A 12,906-nucleotide genomic window follows, 5' to 3' on the forward strand; every position below is an offset into this window, starting at 1 on the left:
CTTCTACTCTTCAAAGTATTGACTGAGAACGATTTCTATTAACTGTAAATAAGACGTTGACCCTTCCGAAAACCGGAAAGGCTCAACGCACTTTTTTTACAAATTTTTCACAATCAGGCGGATTGAAGCTCGGTGACCACTTTGCCGGCGCTCATGCGCACCAATTGGTCGGCGACATCGAAGTAACGATCGTCGTGGGAAATGACGATGATGGTTTTGCCCAGACGCTTCAGATCAGGCAGCAACTCGGTGTAGAAAATGCGGCGGAAGGTCGGGTCCTGGTCGGCGGCCCATTCATCGAACACCAGCACCGGGCGCTCTTCCAGCCACGCGTTGATCAGCGCCAGGCGCTTGCGCTGGCCAGTGGACAGGTCGGTGGTGGTGAACGAGCCATCACGCACGCTGACCTTGTGCGCGATCTCCAGACGCTGCAGATATTTGTTGGCGTCTTCCGGGATATGCGTATCGCCCTGGACCACATCGTCGAACAGGTAATAGTCGGCGAAGATCGTCGTGAACAACTGGCGGTAATCGTCGCGGCTCGCGGCGTCGATGATCTGCTCGTTGAGGCGGATCTGACCTTGTTGCGGCGCATAGAGGCCCAGCAACAGTTTGATCAGGGTGGTCTTGCCGCAACCGTTTTCACCGACGATGAAAATGATATCGCCCTGTTCTATTTTCAGATTCACCGGGCCCAGACGAAACGGTGCTGCACCTTCCACGGTCGGGAAGCTGTACGACACGTCGGTCAGTTCCAGACTATGCACGACTTTGCTTTTCGGGCCTTGCTCGCTGAGCAGCAGGTGCGGTTCGGGCGAGGAGAATTGTTCGGACAGATCAGCGATGCGGCGGAAAGCGATCTGCGCGCGGCTGACAATCGGCAAGGTGCTGATCAGGTGTTCCAGCGGACCTTTCATGTACAGCAGCACGAGCACGAAGCCGCTGATCACCGCTTTGTCGGCGCTTGGCCACAGCGATTGCAGACCCAGCGCCAAACCGATGACCACGAAAAACAGCATGGAACCGAGGGTTTTGGCGATGACGAAAATATTCACCGAACGCACCTGGGTGTCGCAGATCTTGTTCGCCGTGCCTTCGATGCCGGAAACGAACATGCGGTGCCGGCGCGGGCGGTGGATGCGCAGTTCTTTCGCGCCCTCAGCGACGGCGTGGTAGTTCTTCTGCAACTCGTCTTCGTAGTCGCGGGCTTTCATGAAGCCTTGCATGCCGCGCCCGCGAGCGATGTATTGAATGATCGTGCTGAGCAGGATCGCGACCACCACCATCAGGAACATCGGCCATGACAACATCGCCAGATAGCCCATGCAGCCGAGGGTGACGGTCATGGAAATCGCCAGCGGGGCGAAAGCGAAAGCGAAGTCGCTGATGGTGTCGACGTCGTGGGTCAGCACCGGGATCAGACGATGGCTGCGATAGCGCTCGATCTGCTCGATCGGTGCCGAGAGGACTTTTTCGCCCAGTTCTTTACGCAGTTTGGCAATGATGTGCTGACCGACATAGTTGGTGCCGATGTCGGAGAAAATCGAACTGGTCAGGGCCAGCAGGCACAACCCGGCGAAGAGCGCGACCATGGTGTTGCTCAGGTCGCCCTCGGTGTGCAGCACGCTGTTGATGGTCGCCAGCAACGCGGTGACACTCAGACCGCCGACCATGCCGAGCAGGGTCGAGACGGTCACGATCAGCCGAAAGGGTTTGAGCAGGGCGAACAATTCATTGATCACCCCGCGTGTTGGTTTGCTCATGGAGGTTCCCTGCTGGAAGAAGCGGCGAAGGCCGGCATGGTTCGCGGACTTCGCCTGGATGACATTGAGGGCGGTGGCGCACCGTGTCGGTTCGCGCTCACCTGTAAAACGACTGGCAGGACGGCTAATTTAGCCGGACGAGGGCGTTACAGATCGCGGGCGACGCGAAAGCCGATCCAGTCACCGCGCGTGTCGGTATAGGTGGCATTGCGGTTGCCGGAGCGGGAGAACACCGGCGCTTCGCCCCAGTCGTTGCCACGGATACGGCGGATCTCACATTTGCCGCTCAGCCAGGCACTGCCGTCGCTCGGTGCGCCGACGTAGTTTTCGTTGTAGCAGTCGGCGGTCCATTCATAGATGTTGCCGTGCATGTCGTACACGCCGAAGGCATTGGCTGGAAAGCTGCCGGCCGGCGCGGTGAAGTTGTAGCCATCGGCGGCGCCATAGGTGTTGGCGTGTTTGGCGATGCTGTATTCCTTGCCTTCATCGAACGGGAAGGGGAACGGTCCGCTGCTGCCGCCACGAGCGGCGTATTCACGCAGGGATTCGCTGACCAGTCGATATTGCTTGCCGGTCTTTTTCGACAGCCACGCCACGTACGCCTCGACTTCAGGGAAGTCCATGCACACGGCTGGATGCTTGTCGGTGTACTGCTTGCGCGGGTCGCTGCCCTGATAGTCGGGGATGCCGGCCTTGCAGGCACGACCTGGACGCGTGTCACCGTCAGGCATTGTGTAGCCGCTGTCCTTGAGGTAGGCATCCCACTCGCCGCGTAGCACCTGAAAGCGGCTGATCGCCAGCGGCTGGGCAAACGTCACCGGGTGCATCGGGCCTTCATCAGGCTCACGGCCGACCTCGTCATCCGGGGTGCCCATGGTGAAGGTGCCGGTGGGCAGCACGACCATTTCCGGGCAGTCCTTGCAGTCCTTGAACACCTTGCCGGGTGCCGGCGGCGTGGCGGCCTGGGCAGCGCCCGGCAGCAGGCCGGCGGCGAGGGCGGTGAGCACCAGCGCCGGCAGGGTCTTGAGGGGGAAACGACGCAGTTCACTGTTCATGGCGGGTCTCGCTAAAAGAAAAAGGGATCGCTCAGAGGGCTTGGTCGAGCACGGCCAGCAGACGGTCGATTTGTGCTTCGTCGTTGAGCAGCCCGGGGGCGGTGCGGATCACCGGGCCGACATCGCGGTGAACGGCATCGGCGATCACGCGGTTGGCCATCAGGTGCGCAGCGATCTTGTCGCTGTCCTTGTCCTTGACCCGGAAGAACGTGAAGCCGGCGGACAGCGCTGGACTCAATGGTGTGACGAGCTCGATTTGCGGACGTTGTTGCAGGCGCTGTTTCAAGTAACTGTTGAGCGCGTGAATGCGCGCTTCGACATCAGCCTTGCCCAGTTGCAGGTGCAACTTGAACGCCTCGTCCAGTGCCCAGCGATGCTCGAACGCGTGGTAGCCACCCGGGGTCATGGTGGTGGAAAACGCTGTGGCTTCGGAGAATGTCGGAATGATCGGCGTGACGTATCTGACCTCTTCAAAACGGCTGCAAATGATCCCGGTGCCGCGCGGGCCGAACATCCATTTGTGCGTGCCGGCAATGAAGAAGTCGCAGTTCATTTGCGCGAAGTTCAGGTTGTCGACGCCGAAACCATGCACGCCGTCGACCACGTAGACGATGCGATCAGCATCACTACGGCCGCGATTGTGCTTGTCGACGATTGCGCCGATCTCGCCGATTGGCAGTTTCAGGCCGCTGCCCGAGTGCACCCAGCACATGCCCAGCACGCGGGTTTCGGGGCGGATGGCGTTGTCGATGTTGGCGAGGATTTCGGCTTTGCTGGCGCTGTACACATCCTTGAATAACGGGATCTTGCGCACTCGCGTGCCATCGCGCTCGGTGCGCAGGGCGAGGATGGTGTGGGTGGCGTAATGTTCGTGGGTGGTGGTGAGGATTTCCTGATCGGGACGCACATGCACGCCGCCATAGATCGTCGCCAGGCCTTCGGTGGTGCTGCTGGTCAGTGCAATTTGCCTGGCGTTGGCTTGCAGGTAGCGAGCGGCCCAGACCCGCACGTTTTCCTCGCGCTGTTCGATCACGCCCAGATCCCAATCCATCGCCAGGCCGGGATTTTTGTCGAGGGCCGCGCGATGCTGTTCAATCGCTTCGCGCACCGGCCTGGGGTGCGAGGTGATCAGAAAATTGGAGAAGTGCAGGTAGTCCGGATCCTGATCGAACAGCTGTTGCAGTTGCGCCCACTTGTTGCGCGACAGCGGCGCAACGGCTGAAGCACTGGCGAGCGTGGGCAGGCTCGCACCCAGTGGCAGCGCCGCAGCCAGTATCCCGGCCTGCTTGAGAAAATCGCGACGATTGCTCATGGCTTGGCGGTTCCCGGCGCGGTGGCCAGTGCCGGTTTCGCGGCTTTCTCGACCTGATCCCAGACCCGCAGGAAGTTGCCGCCCCACAGTTTGGCGATATCCGCCTCGGAGTAGCCGCGCGAGATCAACTCGGCCGTGACGTTGCGGATCTCACCGACGTTCTCGAAACCTTTGACGCCACCGCCCTCGTTGAAGTCGGAACTGATGCCGACATGGTCGATGCCGATCTTGCGCACCGCGTAATCGATGGCGTCGCCCAGATCCTTGAGGCTGGCTTTCGGTTCTTCTTCGAGGATGCCGTAGAGGCGACTGGCGTACTGGCCGAACTTCTGTTCGGACCACGCCGCAATGATCGGATCACCGGGCATCAAGGCCATGGCCAGGTTTGGCAGGGGCGGCAGATCGAAGTCCTTGCGCATCTCATTGAGTTTGTCCTGCGTGGTCTGCGTCAGTGGGCGCAGGTATTGCGAGAACGCGACAATCTGCACCACGCCGCCGCTGTTCTTGATCAGCTGCATTTCCTTGTCGCTGAGGTTGCGCGGGATGTCGACCATCGCGCGTGGCGCCGAGTGCGAGGCGATCAGTGGTGTACGGCTCAGTTGCGCGACTTGCTCGAGGGCCTTGGTCGACATTTGCGAGACGTCGATGATCACGCCCAGATCGTTCAGGCGCTTGACCGCTTGCCTGCCCAGATCCGAGAGGCCGTCGAGGGCATCCGGTGAGTCGTTGAGGAACGGCAACGGACGCGAGGAATCAGCCCAGTCGTTATTGCCGATGTAGCTGAAACCGAACATACGCATGCCGCGCGCCGTCCACATGTCCAGCAGGCTCAGGTCGTGGCCCAGCGGGTAGGCGTTAAGCATGCTGATGAAAATCGCGAATTTGCCTTCGCCGTGCAGACGACGGAAATCGTCCGGGGTGTAGGCGATGGCAACCTGATTGGGATAGTCGCGGACCATCCCGGAAATGATCTTGAAGCGAATTTCCTGCTGGTTGCGTGCCTCATCAACGAAGCCGGGTGTTGGCTTGTGCGGTGCGTTCGGGCCGTTCCACATTTCCGGCCAGCCGAAGATGGTCAGCGCCGCGCCGGACAGGCGACCGCGATTGGCCTTGGCCAGATCGAACTGGCCGTCACCGTCCTTGTCGGCTTCGTGGCCGTCGGTGCCGAAGTTCTGCGTCAGGCTGACATGGCTGTCGAAAGAGAGCATGCGTTCGTGCAGCTCATCCGCCTGTTTCATGATTTTGACCGGGTAGCCGAGGTCGTCCTTGAACCAGTGCTGCCAGACGGCAAAGCCTGCGCCTGCGCTGATCGCCAAGGCTAAAGGGAGGCCGATGAATAGAGCCTTTTTCGAACGTGGTTTTGTCATTGCCATCTCGGTCGGGTTCGCCATTGAGGTGCAGGCGCGGGGGCCTTTGCTATCTGGGAAGAACGAGTGGATGGCCGTGGAATTTAGGTTGCCAGGTTAAAAGATCGCAGCCTTCGGCAGCTCCTGCAGGGGTATTCATTCCATGTAGGAGCTGGCGAAGGCTGCGATCTTTTCAAACCCACATAAATTTACCTGCGCAGCAAACGTTCTAGCTTGGATAAAGCCTGCTTCATGGCTGACACAGGTAGGGCAATGAAGATTTCTCGACGATGGTTCATGGCAGGCCTGGCGCTGACGGGCGCTGCCGTGCCTGCGGCTTATTTTGGGCATCGTGAATGGACGAAGCCGGATCCGACGATCACGCCGGGCGAGGCGTCATTTGATGTGGCGGACATGGCCGGTCAGCGCTTGGCAAACGCCTTGCGCGGGGTCTGGGATATCCGTTTCGAAGGGGCGGACGCGGGCCTCGAAGGCTTGCCGCAGAAAGGTCTGCAAGTGTTTCTCGACATCGGTCATAAAGGCCGGGGCGTGTGCGGTTTTCTCGATACGCCGGAGCGTTTGCGCTCTGGCGAAATACCTCGTTACCGAATACTCGGTGATCTGGCCAAGGCCGATGCGGCGAAATTGAGTTGGCGGCTGATCGGCGCCGACGGTCAGCTCAGTTACGAGCTGGACATGATCCTCGATGAGGTCTGGGCCGACTTCGGCAATGCCGGCAGTGGCACCCTCAGTGGTAAGGCGCTGCGACTGGACCGACCGTTGAATCTGCCTGCGCAGGACAATCGCTTCGTCGCGGTCAAGCAGCTGTTTCCCGAAGCCCGCGAGCGCACGCCGCTGAACCCGACGCTGCTGGCGTGGCTGATTTCCCCCGAGCATCGCCTGTTCCACCAGTTGTGGCATGCGACGCGGGACAAGTGGCACAAACTGCCTGAGGACAAACGCGAGGCGCTACGGGGCATCGGCTGGCAGCCCGGGCCGCGTGACAAGGAGCGTGATGCCCGTGGCCCGCGCAAAGATCGCAATGGCTCCGGCGTGGACTTCTTTTTCATGCACCGGCACATGCTCGGTACGGCGCGTTCCATGCAGGACCTGCCGTCCTGGGAGTACTTCCCGCTGCCGCAGCCGGAGTTGATCCGCGACCGCATCGGTTTTGCCCGCTACTTCGACAACCACGACGGCACGGCGTTGCCGCCAACGTGGACGGCGGCGGGCGACGATGAGTTCAGTCAGTGGGTCAGCGACATCAAGACCGCCGAAACCTATGAAAGCAACTTCCAGGTCTGGGAGTCGCAATACCGCGATCCGGCGTATCTGGCCAAACTCACGTTGGGGCAGTTCGGCTCCGAAGTGGAGCTGGGGCTGCACGACTGGCTGCACATGCGCTGGGCCTCGGTGCCGCGCGATCCTTCCAATGGTCAGCCGGTGCCGTTTGCACGGGATCCGGCGGACTTCGCCGCGCGCTGGTACAACGCTGAAAACGACTTCCTCGGTGACCCGTTCTCATCCCACGTCAACCCGGCGTTCTGGCATTTCCATGGCTGGATCGATGACCGCATCGAAGACTGGTTCCGCGCCCATGAGCGTTTTCATCCGGGCGAAGTCAGCCGCCTGCAGGTCAATGGCGTGCAGTGGTTTGCACCGGGGCGTTGGGTCGAGGTCGATGATCCGTGGCTGGGACCGATCACCCATGGCTGCAGCACCACCCCGGGCCTGCAGGTCGGCAAGTCGGTGGAGATGGATCCGGAAACCATGAAACTGGCTTTGCGCATCACCTTCATCACTGACGAAGATAAACTCGCCGGTCTGTTCCGCCGCGTACCGCAACGGCCGTGGTATGCGCGCAATCTGAAGGCTAAAACCAGCCCGGCTTGAGGGCTGCGTCATCGATCATTCGCGAGCAGGCTCGCTCCCACAGGATCAGGTGTTGCTCGCAGATTGCGCAAACACCGCCATTCATTGTGGGAGCGAGCCTGCTCGCGAAAGCGGTCTGTCAGGCAAAGCTATTGCCGCGCCTGCCACCCACCGCCCAGTGCCTTGTACAGCGCAATGCTCGCCTGCACTCGTGACAGCCGCAGTTGTGCATTCTGATCCTGCGCGGCGTACAGCGTGCGCTGGGTTTCCAGCACCGTCAGCAAGTCTTCGGCGCCGGCCTGGTAGCGGCTTTGGGCAATGTTGAAAGCGGTCTGCGCCTGATTCAATTCTTCGTTCTGCCACAACCGCTGCTCATCCAGGCGACGAATGCTGTTGAGGGCTTTTTCCACATCGGCGAAACCGTTGATGATCGCGCCACGGTAGGTTTCCAGCAGCTCTTGCTGGCGCGCCGTGGCCTTGTCGCGTTCAGCGCCGAGGCGACCGTTATTGAAAATCGGTGCGACCAGCCCGGCGGTCAGGTTGTAGAACGGGCTGCGAATCAAATCGTCGAACTGATTGGCGCCTGAGCCAAGCTGGGCGGTCAGGGTCAGTGCCGGCAACATCGCCGCTCGGGCGACTTTGACGTCAGCTTCGGCGGCGGCCAGTTGTGCTTCGGCGCGCGCGATGTCCGGACGATGAGTGAGCAACTCGCTGGGCACGCCGGCGGCGATGTCTGGCCATTGCAGGTGATCGAAGGACTCTGTCGGCGACAGCTGCTGCACCGGTCGGCCGAGCAGGGCGGCGAGGCTGATCAACGCTTCCTGGGCTGCCTGTTGCACGCGCGGCAATTGCCATTGCTGGGCGGCGACCAGGCTCTTCTGTTGCGCCAGTTCCAGCGCCGTTGCCGAGCCAGAATCAAACCGCGTCTGTACCAGTTTCAGCACGCTTTGTGCGTTGGCCAGATTGAGTTCGGCGATGCGGCTCTGCTCGCGTAGCGACAAGGTTTGCGCATACGTGCTGGCAACGCCGCTGAGCAATGTCAGCTCAACCGTTGCGCGGTCGAATTCGCTGGCCTGCAAGGCGAACTGCGCACTGTCGCGCGACGCACGTTTGCCGCCCCAGAAATCGATTTCGTAAGTGGCGCTCAGGTTGGTGTCGAAGTAGTCCACAGCCTTGTTGCTGCTGTCGGCATCGAGTTGGCTGTAGCCATTGCCACGCAGCAGTTTCTGCCGATTGGCATTCAGTCCGGCCTTGACCTCCGGCAACTGTGAGCCGCCGGCGATGACGGTGCCGGCCTGCGCCTGCCGCACTCGAGCAACAGCGGCCGCGAGGTCGAAACTGCCGACGCGAGCCTGTTCGATCAGGCGATCCAGTTCCGAGCTGGCAAATTGCGTCCACCACTGCGGGTTGTTGCGGGCAACGCTGGCGCTATGGGGCGACTGCCAGGCTGCGGGCGCTTGTACGCCACTGTCGGGTCGCTGAACGGGACTGCCGCAGGCGCTGAGGATCAGGCACACGGTCAACAAACTGAGGCGCGGTTTCATAGATCGATCATTCACTGGTAAGGGCCGTGACCGGGTCGAGCCGGGCAGCTTTGCGGGCCGGCATGAAGCCGAAGACAACACCGGTGACAAGGGCGCAGCCGAAAGCGCCGAGCACTGCCATCAACGAGAACGCGACGGCGACTTCGCTCAGAATCAGCACGCCGCCAACGATCAACGCCAGGGCGATGCCGGCGATGCCGCCGACCACCGAGAGCATCACCGCCTCGGTGAGGAACTGGCGCAGAATGTCACGCTGGCGGGCGCCGGTGGCCATGCGAATGCCGATCTCGCGGGTACGTTCGCGCACGGTCATGAGCATGATGTTCATCACGCCGATGCCGCCGACCAGCAGGGAAATCGCGGCAATCGAGCCGAGCATCAGCGACAGGGTATTTTGCGTGCGTGCCTCGGCCTGGATCATCGCGGCGTTGTTGGTCAGTTCGAAATCCTTTTTGCCGTTGTGCAGACGCAGCATCAGTTGCTCGATGGCTTCTTCGGCGTCCTTGACCTTACGGGCGTCGGTGGCGGCGATGGCCACGTATTCCGGATCGCGTGTGCCGAACAGCCTGACGCTGGCGGCCGAGTAGGGGATGGCGATGCGGTTGTCGCTGTCGGAGTCGCCAGAGCTGGCGCCTTTTTCGGCGAGCACGCCGACGACCTGGAACGGAACGTTCTCGATCAGGATGAACTGGCCGATGGGGTCGATAACATCCTTGAGCAGTTTGCTCCGCACTTTGTGGCCGATCACTGCCACTGCGGCGGCATTCGCCTCGTCGGCCTCGGTGAAGTAGCTGCCTTGTACGACGGGCCAGTTGAAGATCGCCGGAAAATTGGTGTCATTGCCGCCGACGTAACTCAAATGGTCGGCATTGCCGAACCGCACGCCAGCCTCGGCGCCGTTGACCGGCATGATCCGTTGTACTTGCGGCAGGCTCGTCAGTGCGCGGACGTCGTCGAGGGTAATGATCCCTGGTGGCGTGCGCGGGTTGGGCGCCGAGCCGCTGAGGTAAATGATGTTCGAACCGAACGCGCCCATCTGCGCCATGACCTGGCGCTTGCTGCCTTCGCCGACCGCAAGCATCACCACCACCGAGGCCACGCCGATGATGATGCCGAGCAGGGTCAGCGCGGTACGGAAGCGATTGATCCACATGACCCGCCAGGCAGCGTGCAAGGCGTCGACCAGTTCACCTTTCCAGGCGCCGGTGGCTTCGGCGCCCTCGGCCAGGCGTTTGCGCAGGTCGACGGCTTGCAAGGCGCCGGGGTTGGCGCTGGTCTGGGCCTCGGGGTTGTCTCGGGCGCTGTCGCTGATGATCAGGCCGTCGCGGATTTCGATGATGCGTTTAGCCCGCGCCGCTACTTCGCGATCGTGGGTGATGAGAATGACGACGTGGCCCTGACTCGCCAGTTCGTCGAGCAGCGCCATGACTTCTTTGCCGCTGTGGCTGTCGAGGGCGCCGGTCGGTTCGTCGGCGAGAATGATATGGCCGCCGTTCATCAAGGCGCGGGCAATCGACACCCGTTGTTGCTGTCCGCCGGAGAGCTGATGCGGGCGGTTGCCGGTGCGTGAGGCCAGGCCGAGGCGGTCGAGCAGGGCGGCGGCGCGGGCGTGGCGCTCGGCGGCCGGAGTGCCAGCATAGATCGCCGGCATCTCGACGTTTTCCTGGGCCGAACCGGACGGGATCAGGTGATAACCCTGAAAGACAAAACCAAAGGCTTCGCGGCGCAGCCACGCCAACTCATCGCTGTCGAGGCCGGCGACGTTTTCGCCGGCGAAGCGGTATTCGCCGGCGGTGGGGCGGTCGAGGCAGCCGAGGATGTTCATCAGCGTCGATTTGCCAGAGCCCGAAGCGCCGACAATCGCCACGAATTCGCCGGCGTGGATCGACAGGTCGATGCCGCGCAGTACGTGAACTTCAGGCGCGTCGCCGCCACCGTAGGATTTGCGGATGTCCTGCAGGTCGATCAGAGGCGTTTGCATTTAACCCCCGTTGCCGTCAGCCGGGCCGATCAGCAGGTGATCGCCTTCACTCAGGCCATCGAGAATCTGCACCTTCAGCCGATCGCTGATACCGGTGCGCACTTCGCGGGATTCGATTTTGCCGTTGACGGCAACCACCTGCGCGGTCTGCAGGTTGGCCTTGTCGCTGCCCTGCAGGGCAGCCACCGGGGCGGTGAGGACATCCTTGGCCTGATTGGCGACGAAGAATACCTGGGTGGTCATCTCAGCCATCAGTGCGTTGTCGGCGTTATCGACGTCGAGCAAAACCGTGTACAGCACGACGCGGGCGCTGCCGCTTTTGCTGCTGCTGGCCGGGCTGCCGCCGCCCTGGTTGGTCTGATCGAGCGGTTTGGGCGGCACCGGCAGAATCTGCCGCACGGTGCTGCTCCAGCGCCGATTGCCGCCGCTGAGGGTGGTGAAGTAAGCGGTCATGCCGGGTTTGACATGACCGATATCCGCCTCGGAAACCTCGGCCCACACGGTCATCGGCGACAGCTTGGCGATGCGCAGAATCAGCGGCGTCTGCTGTTGCGCGTTGAGGGTCTGGCCTTCGCGGGCATCGAGGGCGACCACGGTGCCGGCCATTGGCGCATAGATTCGCGTGTAGCCAAGTTCGGCCTGATCGCTGCGCAGGCTGGCTTCGGCCTGACGGATCTGCGCCTGGAACATGTCGATGCGCGCTTGCGTCGCCTTCAGTTCGGCACGGGCGGTCTGTACGTCCTCTTCGCGAGTCGCGCCGCCGGCCGCCAGATTCTGCTGGCGCTGATATTTCTGTTGCGCCAGCTCATGCTGGGCGCGTTGTTCCTGCAATTGCGCCTTGAGGTTCTCGATCGAGAAGCGCCCGGCGTCGAGCTTGGCTCTTTGTGTCGATGGGTCGATTTCCACCAGCAGTTGGCCTTCCTTGACCACATCGCCGACTTCCACATGGATTTTCTGGATCTGCCCGGAAGCCTGCGCACCGACGTCCACGTAACGACGTGGTTGCAAGGTGCCGAGCGCGGTGACGCTGCTTTCGATATCGCCGCGCGACACTGGCACGGTGGCGAATTTATCCCGGCCCGGCGGCATGATTTGCCACGCGGCGTAAGCGACAACGGGGATCAGGCAAAGCACTACGAGCAGGGCGCGTCGGGCGGGGCGGGGACGTTTCATGCAGGGTTCCGGCCAGTGAAAATCGGCCCGTCGTTCGGCTGGCACACGGATTGGGGCAGCGCTGAACGCTGTCGCAGGGCGCGACAGACACGGGGAGCTGTCCTGTAAACGATGAATGCGTGGGGGAATTTAAGCGCGGACACATGAAGTAACAGCTATAGAGCAGCACTATTTACCGGTCAACGACAAACACCACTTTAAATCTATATGAGAATTACTATAAATTACGCACCTCAAGTTGCCACTATCTTGCTACTGCGTTTTGCGTAGGGGTCAATCAGTGAGCTCAAGGACAGAACCCGCAGGTTTGCGGCCGGGAGTCATGTTGGAAAACTACTATCGCGAGCTGGTGTGTTTCCTGAACGCCAAGCTCGGCAACCGTCAGGTTGCCGAAGATGTGGTGCATGACGCCTATCTGCGAGTGCTGGAACGTTCCAGCGACACACCGATCGAGCAACCCCGGGCGTTTCTCTACCGGACCGCGCTGAATCTGGTCATCGACGACCATCGCCGCAATGCTTTGCGCCAGGTCGAATCGCTGGACGTGCTCGACAGTGAAGAGCGCTATTTCACCCCGTCTCCCCACAGCAGCCTCGATCATGGTCAGCGGCTGGGTATGCTTCAGCGTGCGCTGGCAGAGCTGCCACCACTGTGTCGCGAAAGTTTTCTGCTGCGCAAGATCGAAGGCCTGTCCCATCCGGAAATCGCCCGGCAGCTGGGCATTTCCAAGGCTCTGGTGGAAAAACACATCGTCAATGCCATGAAGCATTGCCGGCTGCGCATCAAACAATGGGATGCCCATTGAGCCATCGCCGTTAAATTTTATTTCTCTGTCCTCGTTCCTACTCAACAGACGACCT

Annotated in this window: 9 protein-coding genes; 2 read left to right on the forward strand and 7 right to left on the reverse strand. The window is 61.3% G+C overall.

Translation table 11 applies throughout. The features are described from left to right. Positions 1-113: 113 nt before the first annotated feature. The 4 genes from RMV17_RS09650 to pvdM form a co-directional block, all read right to left on the reverse strand. A complete protein-coding gene (locus RMV17_RS09650; RefSeq protein ID WP_311886361.1) occupies positions 114-1,763 on the reverse strand; it encodes a cyclic peptide export ABC transporter in 1,650 nt (549 codons plus the stop codon). Positions 1,764-1,909: 146 nt separating this feature from the next. Further along, positions 1,910-2,818 (reverse strand): formylglycine-generating enzyme family protein, encoded by a 909-nt coding sequence (locus RMV17_RS09655; protein ID WP_034152810.1) that lies wholly within the window; start codon positions 2,816-2,818, stop codon positions 1,910-1,912. 31 nt (positions 2,819-2,849) lie between these two features. Further along, positions 2,850-4,130, reverse strand: a complete 1,281-nt coding sequence (locus RMV17_RS09660) for an aminotransferase class V-fold PLP-dependent enzyme (RefSeq protein WP_108226659.1) — start codon at positions 4,128-4,130, stop codon at positions 2,850-2,852. After that, the gene (gene pvdM / locus RMV17_RS09665; protein WP_034152808.1) at positions 4,127-5,497 is read right to left on the reverse strand and encodes a pyoverdine-tailoring dipeptidase-like protein PvdM; all 1,371 of its coding nucleotides are present in this window, start codon (positions 5,495-5,497) and stop codon (positions 4,127-4,129) included. Before pvdM ends, RMV17_RS09660 begins: the two co-directional genes overlap by 4 nt. Positions 5,498-5,749: 252 nt before the next feature. On the opposite strand from pvdM, the gene RMV17_RS09670 reads away from it, so the two are divergent. After that, positions 5,750-7,369: a PvdJ/PvdD/PvdP-like protein gene (locus tag RMV17_RS09670; protein WP_311886362.1), complete on the forward strand. Its 1,620-nt coding sequence runs from the start codon at positions 5,750-5,752 to the stop codon at positions 7,367-7,369. A 128-nt stretch (positions 7,370-7,497) separates the two neighbouring features. Here RMV17_RS09670 and RMV17_RS09675 read toward each other — a convergent pair whose 3' ends face one another. From RMV17_RS09675 to RMV17_RS09685, 3 genes are read right to left on the reverse strand one after another with little or no spacing between them, the layout of a single operon-like run. Beyond that, a complete protein-coding gene (locus tag RMV17_RS09675) occupies positions 7,498-8,892 on the reverse strand; it encodes an efflux transporter outer membrane subunit (RefSeq protein ID WP_311886363.1) in 1,395 nt (464 codons plus the stop codon). Positions 8,893-8,899: 7 nt separating this feature from the next. Beyond that, positions 8,900-10,873, reverse strand: coding sequence for a MacB family efflux pump subunit (locus tag RMV17_RS09680; protein WP_311886364.1), 1,974 nt, complete (start codon positions 10,871-10,873; stop codon positions 8,900-8,902). Then, positions 10,874-12,046, reverse strand: coding sequence for an efflux RND transporter periplasmic adaptor subunit (locus RMV17_RS09685; RefSeq protein ID WP_311886365.1), 1,173 nt, complete (start codon positions 12,044-12,046; stop codon positions 10,874-10,876). Between the two features lie 322 nt (positions 12,047-12,368). On the opposite strand from RMV17_RS09685, the gene RMV17_RS09690 reads away from it, so the two are divergent. Further along, complete coding sequence (locus tag RMV17_RS09690) at positions 12,369-12,851, forward strand: sigma-70 family RNA polymerase sigma factor (protein ID WP_034152803.1); 483 nt, start codon at positions 12,369-12,371, stop codon at positions 12,849-12,851. Positions 12,852-12,906 lie beyond the last annotated feature (55 nt).

This window comes from Pseudomonas sp. VD-NE ins, from assembly GCF_031882575.1.
Classification (GTDB): domain Bacteria; phylum Pseudomonadota; class Gammaproteobacteria; order Pseudomonadales; family Pseudomonadaceae; genus Aquipseudomonas; species Aquipseudomonas fluorescens_BZ.

Coding starts and splice junctions, on each gene's coding strand:
- RMV17_RS09650 (WP_311886361.1), bottom strand. CDS start 1,763: ATGAGCAAACCAACACGCGGGGTGATCAATGAATTGTTCGCCCTGCTC.
- RMV17_RS09655 (WP_034152810.1), bottom strand. CDS start 2,818: ATGAACAGTGAACTGCGTCGTTTCCCCCTCAAGACCCTGCCGGCGCTG.
- RMV17_RS09660 (WP_108226659.1), bottom strand. CDS start 4,130: ATGAGCAATCGTCGCGATTTTCTCAAGCAGGCCGGGATACTGGCTGCG.
- pvdM (WP_034152808.1), bottom strand. CDS start 5,497: ATGACAAAACCACGTTCGAAAAAGGCTCTATTCATCGGCCTCCCTTTA.
- RMV17_RS09670 (WP_311886362.1), top strand. CDS start 5,750: ATGAAGATTTCTCGACGATGGTTCATGGCAGGCCTGGCGCTGACGGGC.
- RMV17_RS09675 (WP_311886363.1), bottom strand. CDS start 8,892: ATGAAACCGCGCCTCAGTTTGTTGACCGTGTGCCTGATCCTCAGCGCC.
- RMV17_RS09680 (WP_311886364.1), bottom strand. CDS start 10,873: ATGCAAACGCCTCTGATCGACCTGCAGGACATCCGCAAATCCTACGGT.
- RMV17_RS09685 (WP_311886365.1), bottom strand. CDS start 12,046: ATGAAACGTCCCCGCCCCGCCCGACGCGCCCTGCTCGTAGTGCTTTGC.
- RMV17_RS09690 (WP_034152803.1), top strand. CDS start 12,369: ATGTTGGAAAACTACTATCGCGAGCTGGTGTGTTTCCTGAACGCCAAG.